We start from the raw sequence: 13920 nt of genomic DNA on the forward strand, positions 1-13920 counted from the left end.
GTCCGAAAGAACTGCTCCCCTTACACTTAACGCAGGTTGACGAGTGTTTGCAAGACCGAATCCTGCGTCTTGATGGTCTGCGCGTTCGCCTGGTAGGCGCGCTGGGCAGTGATCATGTTGACCAGTTCGGCCGTCAAGTCCACGTTCGACACTTCCACCGACGAGGCGCGCAAGTCACCCAGGCCACCCGAGCTCGGCTCGCCCGTCATGGGGCTGCCCGAGGTCGAGCTTTCCGCCCAGGCATTGTTGCCCAGCGGCTCAAGGCCATTCGGATTGGCAAACTTGGTCAGCACCACCTGCCCCAGGTCACGCGTCTTGCCATTGTTGTACTGGCCCTGGATCACGCCATCGGTGCCCACGACGAAACGGCTCAACTGGCCAGCCGCATAGCCATCGGCCACGGTCCGCTTTTCGCTGGTGGACGAACTGAGCTGGGTGGAATTGCTGAAGTCGACCTTGATCGCCAGGTTCGAGTTCGCGCCTGTGGCGGGGAACACAGGCAGGTTGACCGTCACCGGCAAGGTTTGCGGCGGCGTCAGGGCCAGCATGGCTGCCTTGTCCAGGCTGCCGACGCTGTTGAACACCAGCGAAGCCGACCTCACGGCGGGCACTTGCGTCACCTTAGCGATATTACTGTCGATCTGATCTGGCGTCAGGCTCGAATTGATGCCGTTGGGCACGGCGCTGCCATAGGTGGCGCTGATGGCGGCCAGCTGGGCAGGGCTGGCGCCGGCCGTGGCGGCTGCGGCGCGCACGGCAGCGCCGGCGGCGTTGCCATAGGCGACGGCGGCAGCCGTGATATTGGCCGGCACCAGCGGCACGGCCGTGGCGGCGGCCTGATAGGCGGCGCGCGCAGCGAGCGAGGCGGCATCGGTCTGCGCCGTCGACGCCACTTTCGCGCTGGTGATTTCCATGCCGTCAGTGGCTGTGTAGACATCCCAGGAATTGGTGCCGGTCTTGACGTAGAAATTGGACATGGTGTGCGAATTGCCGAGCGAATCGAAGACCGGCACGGGGAACTGCTTGGTCCACGATTTCTGCTCGCTCACGCTGAACGGCACCACGGTCGGCATCTCCGAATTGGAATCGAGGTTGACCTGGGTATCGACCTTGCTGGTCGCCTGCGGCGCCATGTCGGCCGGGTCGATCTGCAGGGGCACGGTGGCGCCAGCTAAGATCTTGCCGTTCACATCGGCCGGATAGCCGGTCAGCTGGGCTTTCTGTGCATTGATGATGAAGCCGCTCTTGTCGACCTGGAACTGGCCGTTGCGCGAATACTGGATGGTGCCGTTGACACTGGTGCGGAAGAAACCGCCGCCATTGATGGCGATGTCGAGCGGATTGGACGAACTCTCCAGGTTACCCTGGTTAAACAGCTGCGCTACTTGTGATACGGAAACACCGATGCCAGGCTGGTTGCCGCCCACGCCATACAGCGAGTTGGCATAGATATCGGCGAACTGCGCCTGCGATTGCTTGAAACCTACGGTGGCCGAGTTGGCGATGTTGTTGCCGATGACGTCCAGCGATTTGGCGGCGCCGTTCAAGCCGCTCAGGCCTTGTTGGAAAGACATTGTATTCTCCTGGTAGAAATGAGGTGTAGAGGGTCTACGCTACAAATGAGCGGCTTACAAAATTTGTTTCACATCGGCCATGGTGATGCTGCCCACGCCCGGCACATTCAATTTCACGCCAGCGGCGCCCGTCGATACGCTGGCGACCGAACCGAACATCAGCGCCGCTGCATCGGTGAGTTTGCTACCGCCGCGCGTTGCTTCCACCGAGAAGGTGTAGGCACCGTCGGCCAGCACGATCGGCTTGCCATCCTTGTCGAGGTCGGCAGTGGCGCCATTCCAGCCCAAGGGCAAGGTACCCGCATCCTGCGGGCCCAGGTCGATGGAATGGACTTGCTTGCCCGCACCGTTGTAAATGAGGACCTTGACGCTGTCGGCCGGCGTCGCCAACTCCACGCCCAGCAAGGCCGCGCTCTTGCTCAGGGTGATGTTCTTGCCTGCCGTCAGCACGCCATGACCGATGATATTGGCCGCCTGCATGGATTCGGCCTGCTGGTAGCTGGTTTTCAGCGTTTCCAGCGTGGTATTGAGCTTGTTGACGCCCGTCACCGTCGACAGCTGGGCCAGCTGGCTGGTCAGCTGCGCATTGTCCAGCGGGTTCATCGGGTCCTGATTTTTCAGCTGGGTCACCAGCAACGTCAGGAATTTGTTCGTTTCTTCCTCGACGCTGCCCTTCGCGGCCGTCGTCTTCTTCGGATTCATTGTCGCCATCAAGTCGGTGACGGTGGCAGAGCTGGTATCGATGGTTGCCATAATAGTCAGTCAGCCTTATTGGCCGAGCGTAAGGGTTTTCAGGAGCAGCGACTTGGCCGCATTCATGGTTTCCACATTGGTCTGGTAGGAGCGCGAAGCCGACAGCATGTTGACCATCTCGTCGACCGTATTCACGTTCGGCATGGTGACGTAGCCCTTCTCGTCGGCCAGCGGGTTCTTCGGGTCGTAGACCAGCTTCATCGGCGACGGGTCTTCGATCACCTTTTGCACCTTGACGGCGGTGGCGCCGTTGGCCATGGGCACGGCCTCGAACACCACTTGCTTGGCGCGGTAAGCCTCGCCACTGGCGCTGGTGGCGCTGTCGGCATTGGCCAAATTGCTGGCTACCGTGTTCAGGCGCTGCGCCTGGGCGCTCATGGCCGAACCGGACACATTGAAAATATTAAACAGCGACATAATTATTGTCCTCCCTGGATGGCCGTCAACATGCCCTTGATCTGCGAGTTGAGGAACGTCACGGCTGCCTCGTAGCGGATGGCGTTGTCGGCAAAGGCATTGCGTTCGAGATCCATGTCCACCGTATTGCCATCGACGGCGCCCTGGGCCGGTGCGCGGTACAGCAGCGGCGTGCCGTCGGCCAGCGCGCCGACCTTGCCGCCCGTGCTGCTGCCTGCGCCAGCGGCTAAGCCCTTGCCCGGCATATGCTGCGGCGCCGTGCCCTTGAGGGCCGGCGGCACGCCATCCTTGCGCGCCATCGCCCCCTTCAAGGCGCTGGCGAAATCGACATCGCGCGCCTTGTAGTTGGGCGTGTCGGCATTGGCGATATTCGAGGCGAGCAATTCCTGGCGCGTCGAGCGCAGGCTCAGCGCCGTCTCGTTGAAGCGCATGTAATCGTCGAGTTTCCCTATCATGTCAGGCTCCGGAAAAATCTGCCACTGGCGCCTGAGATGGCGGAAGGATGGCGGTATAGTGATGACAGGAAACATAGTACGGCGCGCACCGGCAAGGCCATCGCCGGATCAGACCATACTTTTACCCCTTAATCGACGCTTCGATCAGGGCGGCGCGCACTATCATGGCACTATTCCAGAGGCCTATCACCATGAAAACACCGCTTGCACTCTTACTCGCTCTTGCCGCCCTGCCACCGCTGACGCAGGCGCAAAACGCCGGCCGGCAGACGCCGGAAGCGCTGCGCAACAGCGTGGAACAATTCCTGCAGGTACAAAGCAAGGGCTTGCCGGGCAAGGTGACGATCAGCGTCGGCGCCGTCGATCCGCGCCTGAATCTGGCGGCGTGCCCCGCACCGCAAGCATTCATGGCGCCGGGCGCCCGCGCCTGGGGCAAGACCACCGTGGGCGTGCGCTGCACGGCACCGAGTAACTGGAGCATTTATCTGCAAGCCAACGTAGCCGTCGTCGGCGATTACGTGGCCAGCGCCGTGCCGCTGGCGCAAGGGCAAGCCATCGACGCCAGCCAACTGGTGACGATGCAGGGTGACTTGGCCGCATTGCCAGCAGGCATCGCCACGGACATGGCCCAGGTCGTGGGCGCGAGCACGAATATTTCCTTGCCACCAGGCACGCCGATGCGCCTCGACACCCTGCGCCGCAAGCCAGTGGTGATGCAGGGCCAGCTGGTGCGCGTCGTTTCGAGCGGTAATGGTTTTCAGGTAGCATCAGAAGGACGCGCCATCGGCAGCGCCGGCGATGGCCAGACGGTGCAAGTACGCACGCAGAGCGGCCAGCAGATCAGCGGCGTGGCGCGCGCTGGCGGCATGGTGGAGGTCGCCTTTTAAACAGCGAAGAACAGCGATGCACAGCGATATTCTGGTCTGGCGCACTAAAGTTTCGGAAGAAGGTGCCGATAAAGAGCTATATCCCGGAGTTTATTGACTTCGACCAGACGAGGATCACGCTGTGAAAATTACCGACAACACTATTAAAAGCAATCCCGGCCTGCCGGTGTCGCCCGCGAGTACCTCCGGCGCCCGCAATGCCGAGAAAGCCCAGGCAACACCGACGACGTCGGACAATGTACGCCTGTCGCCGCAAGGACAGGCGTTAGCGGCCAGTGCAACTGCCGGCAGCAACACCGTGTTCGACACGAAAAAAGTCGAACGCATCAAGCTGGCGATCGCCGACGGCCAGTTCCAGGTCAACTCTGAAAAAGTGGCAGACGGTCTCCTCGACACAGTCAAGGACTTGCTGCACTCACGCAATAGATAGGTTCCCTCATGCAATCAGTGACTCCGTTTTCCAGCCTGCGCGACGAGCAACAGCTCATGACCACATTGCTGGCATTGATGAAAGAAGAACAGCGGCATCTGGTTGCCGCTGACATCGATGCAATCACGGAGTTGACGGCGCGCAAGACGGCACTCGTAGGACAATTGAGCCAACTGGCGGCGCAACGCCACAAGGCGCTGGCGGCAGCTGGCTTCACGGCTGCAGAAGCTGGCATGGAAGACTGGCTGGTCGGTGCCAGCGAAGCCGAAGCGGCGCCCCTGTGGAAAGCCCTGCTCGATATCACGCGCGAAGCCAAGGAACAAAACCGGCTGAACAGCCTGCTGGTCAACAGGCACATGCTGCATACGCAAGGCGCCCTGAACGCCATGCGCCCCACGGCCCAGAGTGGCAATTTCTACGGCCCCAGCGGCCAAGCGATGACGAACACGGCCAGCCGACGCGTCGTCATCGGCTAACTGTCCCAACGCCACACCATCACACCATCACACCAAGACGCAGCAGCCTTGCAGCGTCAACCATGCGCAGCAGGCCGCGCATGCTGGCGACATTCATGCTGGCGACATTTCGCTGCGATGACCTGCCCCTTCGCCGCTGGACCAGCGGATCGTCGGGACGTTAGCCCACGCGCATGCGCGCACGTCAAAGCTAAGCGCCAGCCTTTTTAGGCTGGTGGCCCAGCTTGGCCAGCGCGGCCACGATGGTATCGACATGGTCGCCCTGCACTTCGATCACGCCATCCTTGACCGTGCCGCCCGAGCCGCACTGCGTGCGCAACTGCTTGCCCAGCAGGGCCAGCGCGATGGCGTCGAGCGCCAAGCCTTTCACTACGGTGACGCTCTTGCCGCCGCGCCCCTTGGTCTGGCGCGACACGCGCACCACGCCATCGCCCGCCAGCACCGCCTTGGCTTGCGCCTTGCATGCGCATTGCGCCAGCGGCTGGCGGCATGCGGGGCACATGCGGCCCGTTTCGGTGGAATATACAAGAGCGCCTGCGGAACTGCTTTTCATGATGGAGAGAGAATAAGGGAGAAGGCCGCGATTGTACCAAGCAATACCGGGGTCAGAGCCGACGGGGCTGACCCCGCCAGTCAGTTGGCCGGTGCCGGCGCTGGCGATACCGGCGCCGTCGGCACCTCCATCACCGTCTCGGGGATGCCGGAGAGGATCGTCACGGCGACCCTGCGGTTGCGCGTGCGTCCTTCCGGCGTGGCGTTTGGCGCCACGGGGATGTTGTCGGCGTGCCCCACGGCCGACAGGCGCGACGCTTGCACACCGCTGGCGATGAACAGGCGCACCACGGCGCTGGCGCGCGCGGCCGACAATTCCCAGTTCGAGGCAAAATTTGAATTGCTGATCGGCTGTACATCCGTATGCCCTTCCACCTGCACGTCGTGCGTATCGTCCTTGAGCAGCACGGCCACGGCGCGCAAGGCCTGGTCCGACTCCGTCGTCAAGCCGGCAGCGCCCGGATCGAACAGCACGCTGGCGTTGATTTCCACGCTCACGCCGCGGCTCGTCTGCGTGACCCTCACTTTGCCTTCCTTGACCAGCGGCGCCAGCGTCGATGTGAGGTCCTGCGCCAGGCGCGTCATGTGTTCGCGCTCGCGGCGGATGGCTTCGGCGCGGCGTTTCAGGGCGGGGTTCGGCAGCGCGATGGCTTGCGGCGCTTCCATGATAATGGGCGGCGCGCCCTTTTCCAGGCTGAAGGCCTCGCCGATGGCATTCTGGAAGACGCGGTACTTACCTTCGTTGACTTGCGAAATCGCATACATGACAACGAAAAAGGCGAACAGCAAGGTAATGAAGTCGGCGTACGAAATCAGCCAGCGGTCCTGGTTATCCGCTTCCTCGTCATACTTCCTGCGCGCGCGCCGCATCATGCTCAGTGCTCGTGCAGCAGGCTGGCCACGCGCTCTTCGATGATGCGCGTATGGTCGCCCGTGGCGATGTCGTACAGCACGGCGGCCGTGATCTCGTACTGCAGCACGCGGCGCGACACGATGGCCTTGAGTTTATTCGCCACCGGCAGGAACAGCAGGTTGGCCAGCCCCACGCCGTAGATGGTCGAGACAAACGCCACGGCAATGCCACTGCCCAATTTGCTCGGGTCGGTCAGGTTTTCCATGACGTGGATCAAGCCCAGTACGGCGCCCACGATACCGATGGTGGGCGAATAGCCGGCCGCCGATTCCCACACCTTGACGGCTTGGCGCTCGGCCATTTCGTAGGCAGAGATTTCCACATCGAGCACCTGGCGCAGCTTGTCGGGCGCAATGCCATCGACGATCATCCTCAAGCCCTTGGCATTGAAGCGGTCGGTCGTGTCTTCCATCAGGCGCTCAAGCGCCAGCGTGCCGTCGCGACGCGCCGTCAAACTCCATTGCCCGATATCGCGCGCCAGCGCGGCGCGCGTATCGGCGGGCGGCAGGAAGACCCAGCGCAGCATTTGCATGCCGCGCGCGAAGGTACGCAGCCGCGTTTGCAGCAGCACGGCACCAAAGGTGCCGACGATGACGATGGCAAAGGCGGCCGGCTGCAGCAGGGAGGCCATCTTGCCGCCTTCCAGTGTCTGGCCGACCAGCAGGCCCGCCAGCGCCAGCGCCAGCCCGATTACGCTGGACCAGTCCACGCCTGCTCCCTCAAAGTTGCGCGCAGGCGCGCGACGGCCTGGGTATGCAATTGCGAGACGCGCGATTCGGACACGCCCATCACCGCACCGATTTCCTTCAGGTTCAGCTCTTCTTCGTAATACAGGCCCATGAGTATTTTCTCGCGTGGCGGCAGCGCGTCGATGGCATCGATCACGGATTGCCGGAAATCGGTATCGAGCAGGGAACGCAAAGGATCGCTATCCTCGTCCACGCAATGGCGGTCAAGGAAGCTGTCATTGCCGTCCGGGTCATGAAAGTCTTCGTAGTACACCAACTGGTGCCCACCGCCATCGCCCAGCATTTCCTGGTAGTCGGCGAGCGACATTTTGAGCAGCTTGGCCACTTCCGACTCGGTCGGCGGATGACCGAGGCGCTGCTGCAAGGTACTCATCGCCTCTTCGATCTTGCGCATGTTCTGGCGCATGCTGCGCGGCAGCCAGTCGCTGGTGCGCAATTCGTCGAGCATGGCACCTCGGATGCGCAGCACGGCATACGTCTCGAACTGCGCGCCATGCGTCTCTTCGTAGCGACTGATAGCGTCGAGCAGGCCGATCATGCCGGCCTGGATCAGGTCATCGACCTCGACCGAAGGCGGCAATTTCGCCTTCATATGGTGCGCCAGACGCTTTACCAACGGAATATGCTCCGTCAGCAAATAGTCCTTGTTCGATTTCCCTTTGACCGTGTACATAGGCTGCTTATTGTTTTAACTGCTATCGAGTGCTGATAATGGAATCAGGCGCTGAACTGGTGCAGGCTTCCCGTCTGGTACAAGGTGCCGCCGAGCACTGGCGCCGCCGAACGGGCCAGCCGCTCGGCCAGTCCGCGAAACGCCACCGAGGCCCCCGCCAATGGAAAGGCATCGACCACGCTGCGTCCCAGACGCGCCGCGCGGTGTAGATACTCGTCGGCAGGCACCGACCCCATCGAGGTCAATTTCACGGCCAGATAACGGCTCGCCGCCTGCGCCATATTATCGTACACCACTTTTGCCTCAGATTCGGAAGCGCCGGTAACAAGAATGCCAAACGGACGCCGTCCCAGTTCCTGGCTCAGGCGCTTGATGAGGCAGTAAGCGGCCTTGATCGAGGTGGCGCTGGTCGAGACCTGCACCACGATGTCGGATGAGGCCATCAGCGGCACGGGGAAGCAGTCGCCCGCGTCGGCCATGACGCCGTCGACCAGCACGATGCCGCTCTGGCGCGCCAGCACCTCGAAGGTCTTGCCTAGGCGGCGCAGTTCTTCCTCGCCAGCATAGTCCAAGCTATCCATCAGATGGTTGCGCGCGCCCAGGCTGGCCACGCCGAAGCCTTGCGGCACTTGATGGATGACCTGGTTCAAGGCGCACTGCTGGCGTGCCACGTCGCGCAGGCTGGCGCCGTGCGCCAGTCCCAGGCGGGCAGCGACGCCGTCGCTGCCGCCGCTGGCGTCGAGCAGCAGCACGTCATTGCCGCCGTACACCAGCGAGGCCCCAAGGTTGACCAGCATGGCGCCCTTGTCGTCTTGCGGCGTGGCCGACAAGAACGTCATGACGCGCGGCTGCGGGCCGGCCAACATGCGGCGCAAGCCTTCGGCCTGGTCGAAATCAAAATTAGCCAAGGTGCACCCCGCGCGCTTCATTGTTGCGCGATGCCGCCTGTGCCATCAACAGCGGCAGTTCGGCATCGGAAAACTGCGTCGCCGCGGCATCACGCTTGAGCTTGAAAGCGCGGTCGATCAGGTAGCCACGGTCGGCCAGGTACAAGTCTTCCGGCACGCGCTGGCCATTCGACACATAAAACAGGTTCAGTTTCTGGCGGATCACCACGTCGAGCACATTGCCGATCGAGGCCGCTTCATCGAGCTTGGTCATGATGCAGCCAGCCAGGCCGCTGCCCTGGTAGGCGCGCACCACTTCGTTCAAGGTTTCCTGCGTGGCCGTGGAGTTCAGGCACAGCAGGCGTTTCACGTCGGCGCCGGCGCCAGACAGCATGGCCACCTGTTCGGTCACCATCTGGTCGCGCTGGCTCACGCCCACCGTATCGATCAGCACCGTGTGCTTGTTTTTCAATTCCTTCAAGGCGATGCGCAAGTCCGCCTCATCCTTCACCGAATGCACCATCACGCCGAGAATCTTGCCGTAGATGCGCAGCTGTTCATGCGCGCCGATACGATAGGCATCGGTGGTGATCAGGGCCAGCTTTTCCGGGCCGTGGCGCATCACGCAGCGGGCCGCCAGCTTGGCCGTGCTGGTGGTCTTGCCAACACCGGTCGGGCCCACCAGCGCAAACACGCCGCCCTGCTCCAGCATGGCGTCTTCGTTGGCGACTGTATTGAGGTTGCGGCTGAGGACGGTCTTGATCCAGCGCATGCTTTGCGCGCCATCCAGGCCGGCGGGCAGCTTGTCGATCAGGTAGCGCGCCAGGCTGGCCGAGAAACCGGCGGCCAGCATTTCACGCAGCACCACGGCTTTTTGCGGCTCGCGCTGCTGCGTCGAGCCCCACGAAATTTCCGCCAACTGGGTTTCCATCATGCCGCGCATGGCGCGAATTTCATTCATCATGCCGCTCATCTCGGCGGCGGCGTTCTCTTTCACGTGCGCCAACGCGCTGGCCATCATCTGCTGCATGCGGGCCATGTCCACTGGCTCGCCGGCTGCTTGGCGCGGTGCGGCAGGACGTGGCGCAGCCGGGCGCTGGGCCGGGGCGGGCTGACGCTGCGGCGTAGCGAACTGGGTCTGCAACTGGGGCCGCGGCTGGGACATTTCGGACGCCGCCGGCGGCGACGCCAGCGAAGCGGCATCGTCATTGGCCAGCGCCAGGATTTCCACCACGCCATCGGCCTGGCGGTTCGACAAGATCACGGCATCGGGGCCCAGCGCTTCACGCACCTTGCGCAAGGCATCGCGCGACGAGGCACCGGTAAATTTTTTCACATTCATGATCGGCCTCCCGGGGCGGGGGTAGCGCAATACTGGCTGAACTGTGTGACCATCATCGACTCCTGTTGCTTGGGTGCTGTCTTCCACATGGACACAGATCACCCGGACAGTTTCTATTATTAGCGATGCTTGGAAGAAATGATCGAAGGAACAGGACGGGAAAGTACCCGTTATTCAGTTTGCCAGCAGGAAATTGATGTTTATTTGACCAAAGGCAAGGGCTCAGCAAAGGATGGGGTCAGACCCCCACTGACGCTAACGCAAAGCTCAGCGCTAACGCTGCAGGGGGTCTGACCCCGGTATTCGGCTAACGCAAAGCTCAGCGCTAACGCTGCAGGGGGTCTGACCCCGGTATTCGGCTAACGCAAAGCTCGGCGCTCACGCTGGAGGGGGGCTGACCCCGATGCCGATGCTGTCAACTATTGCGCACCGACCAGGCTGGTGACGCGGATGGTTTTGGTTTCCGGCACTTCGGCATGCGACAACACTTTCAGCTGCGGCAAGGCGCGGCGCAGAAAGCGCGACAGCAGAGCGCGCAATGGTGCCGGCACCAGCAGCACCGGCGTCAGGCCCAAGGCTTCCTGTTGCTGCGCAGCCAGGCCCGCCTGATGCGCGATGGTGTCGGCCAAGCCCGGCTCGATGCCGGCGCCATCGCCGCCATTGCCCATCGCTTGCAGCAGCAGGCGCTCCAGGCGGCTGTCCAGGGTCATCACGGACAGTTCGGCAGCGCCAGGGAACAGTTGTTGCACGATGGCGCGGCCCAGGGCCACGCGCACCAGCGCCGTCAGCTCGTTCGGGTCTTGCGTATTGACCGTATGCTCGGCCAGGGTTTCGATGATGCTGCGCATATCGCGGATATGCACACCCTCGGCCAGCAGATTTTGCAGCACTTTTTGCAAAGCCGACAGCGACAGCATCTTCGGCACCAGGTCTTCCACCAGGCGCGGCGCATCCTTGCCCAGGTGATCGAGCAGCGATTGCACTTCCGCGCGCCCCAGCAGTTCGGAAGCGTGCGAGGTGATCAGGTGATTCAAATGCGTGGCCACCACGGTGCCCGCATCGACCACCGTGTAGCCCATCGATTGCGCCTGGTCGCGCAAGCTCGCGTCGATCCAGGTAGCGGGCAAGCCAAACGCAGGGTCGCTGGTGACCAGGCCGGGTAAAGTGCCGCTGGCCATGCCGGGATTGATCGCCAGGAACTGGCCGTTGTAAGCCTCACCCACGCCCACTTCCACGCCCTTGAGGGTGATGCGGTAGGCGGACGGTTTCAACTCCAGGTTGTCGCGAATATGCACGGGCGGCGCCAGAAAGCCCACTTCCTGGGCAAATTTCTTGCGGATGCCTTTGATGCGCTTGAGCAATTCGCCACCCTGCGTCTTGTCCACCAGGGGTATCAGGCGGTAGCCCACTTCCAGGCCCAGGGTATCGACGGGCATGATGTCTTGCCAGCTCGCTTCTTCCTGCTCGGGTGCCACGGTCGCTTGCGGCACTTCGGCCGGCCTCTCGGCCGCCGCTTTTTCCTGCAGGCGCTTCTTGCTGATCAAATACGCGGAACCGCCCAGCAATGACGCCAGCAAGAGAAAGACCATGTTCGGCATGCCGGGAATCAAGCCCATGCCGCCGATAATGGCCGCAGTAATATACAGCACTTGCGGTTTCGCAAACAATTGCCCCACCAACTGGGTGCCGATATCCTGATCACTGGCCACGCGCGAGACGACAATACCGGCTGCCGTGGAAATGATCAGCGACGGAATCTGCGCCACCAGGCCGTCGCCGATGGCCAGCAGGGTGTAGTTCTTGAGCGCATCAGCAAAGCCCATGTCGTGCTGCAGCAAGCCTACCAGCAGGCCGCCGACGATATTGATGACGGTGACCATGATGCCGGCGATGGCGTCGCCGCGCACGTATTTGCTGGCACCGTCCATGGCGCCATAGAATTCCGCTTCCTGCGCCACTTCCGTGCGGCGGCGGCGCGCTTCATCTTCGCCGATCAGGCCGGCGTTCAAGTCGGCATCGATGGCCATCTGCTTACCGGGCATGGCGTCCAGCGCGAAACGGGCACCCACCTCGGCGATACGCCCGGCACCCTTGGTCACCACGGTAAAGTTGATGATCGTCAAAATGATGAACACCACGATACCGACCGTGTAGTTGCCACCGATCAGGAAGTGACCGAACGCTTCAATCACCTTACCGGCCGCATCGGCGCCCGTATGGCCTTCCGTCAGCACCACGCGCGTGGAGGCCACGTTGAGCGACAGGCGCAGCATGGTCGACACCAGCAAGATGGTCGGAAACGCCATGAAGTCGAGCGGCTTGACCGTGTACAGCGCCGTCAGCAGCACGATGATGGACAGCGCGATATTGAAACTGAAGAAAATGTCGAGAATGAAGGCCGGCAATGGCAGCACCATCATCGACAACAGCATGATGATGATGATAGGCGCGGCGATGCCCTTGCTGGCGTTGCCCCCCATTCCGCTGAGCCAGGCTGGCAATCTCAGGCCGTTCATGGTGTACTTCCTTTATTCTTGTCTGCTGCGGTTTTGGCCTGCGATGCGGGATCGAGCGGATCGAGCTCGGGCGGCACGTCGAGTTTTTTCGGCTTGTCCGGGCGCTGGCCATGGCCACTGCCGTAGCTGCGCAGCTGGAACACATATGCCAGCACTTCGGCCACGGCGCCATACAGCGCCTCGGGAATCTCGTCGCCGATGTCCGTGTGCTGATACAGCGCACGCGCCAGGGCCGGCGCTTCCAGGATGGCGACCTTGTGTTCGCCGGCCAGCTCACGTATCTTCGCGGCCACCTCGTCGATACCCTTGGCCACCACCTGCGGCGCGCCGCGCGAATTCTCGCCATACTTCAAGGCTACAGCGTAGTGAGTAGGGTTGGTCACCACCACATCGGCGGTGGGTACGTCGGCCATCATGCGGCGGCGTGACATTTCATGCTGCATCTGGCGAATCTTGGCCTTGATCTGCGGATTGCCGTCCGACTCCTTGGCCTCTTGCTTGACTTCCTGCAAGGACATTTTCATCTTGTTGGCGTAGTGCCACATCTGGTACGGACCGTCGATGGCGGCGATCAGGCCGAGCGCGCCGACGATCAGCAAAAAAGCCGTGATCAGCAGGCTGATCAGATGGGCCGAACCGGAACGCAAGGATTCGACCGACAGGCCCAGCACGGCATCTTTCTGGTGCTGCATCACCATCCAGGCAACGACACCGACGACGATGGTCTTGGCAACGGCCTTGAGCAATTCCACCAGCGCATTCTTCGAAAACATATTGCCCAGGCCGCGAATCGGGTTGAGCTTGCCAAAATTGGGGGCGAATGCCTTGGAACTGAACAGCCAACCGCCCACCAGCACGGGCGAGGCCAGGGCGACGAGCATGATGGCCAGCGCGTACGGCAGGCAAGTCAGCAAGACCGAGCCCACGTCGTAGCCGATGCGCAGCATCATCGCATCGGGATTGAGGATTTGCTCGCGCTCCAGGGTCAAGCCAGACACCATGACGGCCGTCAGACGGCGCACGATGGCGTCGCCGGCAAACCACAGGCAGCAGCCGGACGCCATCAGCACCGTAAACGTTGCCACTTCACGCGATCGCGGAACGTCGCCTTCCTCACGCGCCTGCTCGAGGCGCTTCGGTGACGCGGCTTCGGTCTTTTCTGCGTCGCTGTCATCCGACATCAATCAACTCCGGTGAAGTCCTGCAGCCTGGTTAGGCACAATACGGACTGGGCATGACACATTATCGATTCAAGTGCGTCAATCTCATCGAGGGAAAAGGAGGGCTAATCCCCTG

The 13920-nt window shown here is 62.2% G+C and carries 15 protein-coding genes; 3 read left to right on the plus strand and 12 right to left on the minus strand.

Annotated features, from left to right (window positions below; translation table 11 throughout):
* Window positions 1-26 precede the first annotated feature (26 nt).
* From H4V96_RS16520 to flgB, 4 genes are read right to left on the minus strand one after another with little or no spacing between them, the layout of a single operon-like run.
* Window positions 27-1574 (minus strand): flagellar hook protein FlgE, encoded by a 1548-nt coding sequence (locus tag H4V96_RS16520; RefSeq protein ID WP_070346411.1) that lies wholly within the window; start codon window positions 1572-1574, stop codon window positions 27-29.
* A 54-nt stretch (window positions 1575-1628) separates the two neighbouring features.
* Window positions 1629-2327, minus strand: a complete 699-nt coding sequence (locus H4V96_RS16525; protein ID WP_010400790.1) for a flagellar hook assembly protein FlgD — start codon at window positions 2325-2327, stop codon at window positions 1629-1631.
* 15 nt (window positions 2328-2342) lie between these two features.
* Window positions 2343-2744 carry a flagellar basal body rod protein FlgC gene (gene flgC, locus H4V96_RS16530; protein WP_196854753.1) on the minus strand — a complete coding sequence of 134 codons (402 nt, stop codon included), beginning with the start codon at window positions 2742-2744 and terminating at the stop codon, window positions 2343-2345.
* A 2-nt stretch (window positions 2745-2746) separates the two neighbouring features.
* Window positions 2747-3199: a flagellar basal body rod protein FlgB gene (gene flgB / locus H4V96_RS16535; RefSeq protein WP_196854752.1), complete on the minus strand. Its 453-nt coding sequence runs from the start codon at window positions 3197-3199 to the stop codon at window positions 2747-2749.
* A 191-nt stretch (window positions 3200-3390) separates the two neighbouring features.
* Between flgB and flgA the strand changes: the two genes are divergently transcribed.
* The 3 genes from flgA to H4V96_RS16550 all read left to right on the plus strand — a co-directional run bounded on the left by flgA (window position 3391) and on the right by H4V96_RS16550 (window position 4992).
* Window positions 3391-4086: a flagellar basal body P-ring formation chaperone FlgA gene (flgA, locus tag H4V96_RS16540; protein WP_010400796.1), complete on the plus strand. Its 696-nt coding sequence runs from the start codon at window positions 3391-3393 to the stop codon at window positions 4084-4086.
* Between the two features lie 121 nt (window positions 4087-4207).
* Entirely contained in the window at window positions 4208-4516 is a 309-nt protein-coding gene (flgM, locus tag H4V96_RS16545) for a flagellar biosynthesis anti-sigma factor FlgM (RefSeq protein WP_280721058.1), read from the plus strand.
* A gap of 8 nt (window positions 4517-4524) precedes the next feature.
* On the plus strand, window positions 4525-4992 hold the full coding sequence (locus tag H4V96_RS16550; protein ID WP_010400799.1) for a flagellar protein FlgN: 468 nt from the start codon (window positions 4525-4527) through the stop codon (window positions 4990-4992).
* Window positions 4993-5182: 190 nt separating this feature from the next.
* Here the strand turns inward: H4V96_RS16550 and H4V96_RS16555 are convergent, their stop codons facing one another.
* The 8 genes from H4V96_RS16555 to flhB all read right to left on the minus strand — a co-directional run bounded on the left by H4V96_RS16555 (window position 5183) and on the right by flhB (window position 13805).
* Window positions 5183-5545, minus strand: coding sequence for a translation initiation factor Sui1 (locus H4V96_RS16555; protein WP_196854749.1), 363 nt, complete (start codon window positions 5543-5545; stop codon window positions 5183-5185).
* 80 nt (window positions 5546-5625) lie between these two features.
* Entirely contained in the window at window positions 5626-6414 is a 789-nt protein-coding gene (gene motD, locus H4V96_RS16560) for a flagellar motor protein MotD (protein WP_280721192.1), read from the minus strand.
* A 5-nt stretch (window positions 6415-6419) separates the two neighbouring features.
* Window positions 6420-7166, minus strand: coding sequence for a flagellar motor protein (locus tag H4V96_RS16565; RefSeq protein ID WP_070346410.1), 747 nt, complete (start codon window positions 7164-7166; stop codon window positions 6420-6422).
* The gene (locus tag H4V96_RS16570) at window positions 7148-7879 is read right to left on the minus strand and encodes an RNA polymerase sigma factor FliA (protein ID WP_010400804.1); all 732 of its coding nucleotides are present in this window, start codon (window positions 7877-7879) and stop codon (window positions 7148-7150) included. Before H4V96_RS16570 ends, H4V96_RS16565 begins: the two co-directional genes overlap by 19 nt.
* A gap of 44 nt (window positions 7880-7923) precedes the next feature.
* Entirely contained in the window at window positions 7924-8787 is an 864-nt protein-coding gene (locus H4V96_RS16575; protein ID WP_043462625.1) for an antiactivator of flagellar biosynthesis FleN protein, read from the minus strand.
* Window positions 8780-10108 carry a flagellar biosynthesis protein FlhF gene (gene flhF / locus H4V96_RS16580; protein ID WP_010400809.1) on the minus strand — a complete coding sequence of 443 codons (1329 nt, stop codon included), beginning with the start codon at window positions 10106-10108 and terminating at the stop codon, window positions 8780-8782. The genes H4V96_RS16575 and flhF overlap by 8 nt, the downstream gene beginning before the upstream one ends.
* 419 nt (window positions 10109-10527) lie before the next feature.
* Window positions 10528-12624, minus strand: coding sequence for a flagellar biosynthesis protein FlhA (flhA, locus tag H4V96_RS16585; RefSeq protein ID WP_070346409.1), 2097 nt, complete (start codon window positions 12622-12624; stop codon window positions 10528-10530).
* Window positions 12621-13805, minus strand: a complete 1185-nt coding sequence (gene flhB / locus H4V96_RS16590) for a flagellar biosynthesis protein FlhB (RefSeq protein WP_010400814.1) — start codon at window positions 13803-13805, stop codon at window positions 12621-12623. The genes flhA and flhB overlap by 4 nt, the downstream gene beginning before the upstream one ends.
* Between the last annotated feature and the right edge of the window lie 115 nt (window positions 13806-13920).

The sequence above is a fragment of the Janthinobacterium sp. CG_23.4 genome (assembly GCF_029892305.1).
Lineage (GTDB): Bacteria > Pseudomonadota > Gammaproteobacteria > Burkholderiales > Burkholderiaceae_D > Janthinobacterium > Janthinobacterium lividum_D.

What these genes read in the sequence shown, in the direction of transcription:
- flhB (WP_010400814.1), bottom strand. Translation starts at nt 13,805, where the DNA reads ATGTCGGATGACAGCGACGCAGAAAAGACCGAAGCCGCGTCACCGAAG.
- H4V96_RS16555 (WP_196854749.1), bottom strand. Translation starts at nt 5,545, where the DNA reads ATGAAAAGCAGTTCCGCAGGCGCTCTTGTATATTCCACCGAAACGGGC.
- flhA (WP_070346409.1), bottom strand. Translation starts at nt 12,624, where the DNA reads ATGAACGGCCTGAGATTGCCAGCCTGGCTCAGCGGAATGGGGGGCAAC.
- H4V96_RS16520 (WP_070346411.1), bottom strand. Translation starts at nt 1,574, where the DNA reads ATGTCTTTCCAACAAGGCCTGAGCGGCTTGAACGGCGCCGCCAAATCG.
- flgC (WP_196854753.1), bottom strand. Translation starts at nt 2,744, where the DNA reads ATGTCGCTGTTTAATATTTTCAATGTGTCCGGTTCGGCCATGAGCGCC.
- H4V96_RS16550 (WP_010400799.1), top strand. Translation starts at nt 4,525, where the DNA reads ATGCAATCAGTGACTCCGTTTTCCAGCCTGCGCGACGAGCAACAGCTC.
- flhF (WP_010400809.1), bottom strand. Translation starts at nt 10,108, where the DNA reads ATGAATGTGAAAAAATTTACCGGTGCCTCGTCGCGCGATGCCTTGCGC.
- H4V96_RS16570 (WP_010400804.1), bottom strand. Translation starts at nt 7,879, where the DNA reads ATGTACACGGTCAAAGGGAAATCGAACAAGGACTATTTGCTGACGGAG.
- flgB (WP_196854752.1), bottom strand. Translation starts at nt 3,199, where the DNA reads ATGATAGGGAAACTCGACGATTACATGCGCTTCAACGAGACGGCGCTG.
- flgA (WP_010400796.1), top strand. Translation starts at nt 3,391, where the DNA reads ATGAAAACACCGCTTGCACTCTTACTCGCTCTTGCCGCCCTGCCACCG.
- H4V96_RS16525 (WP_010400790.1), bottom strand. Translation starts at nt 2,327, where the DNA reads ATGGCAACCATCGATACCAGCTCTGCCACCGTCACCGACTTGATGGCG.
- motD (WP_280721192.1), bottom strand. Translation starts at nt 6,414, where the DNA reads ATGCGGCGCGCGCGCAGGAAGTATGACGAGGAAGCGGATAACCAGGAC.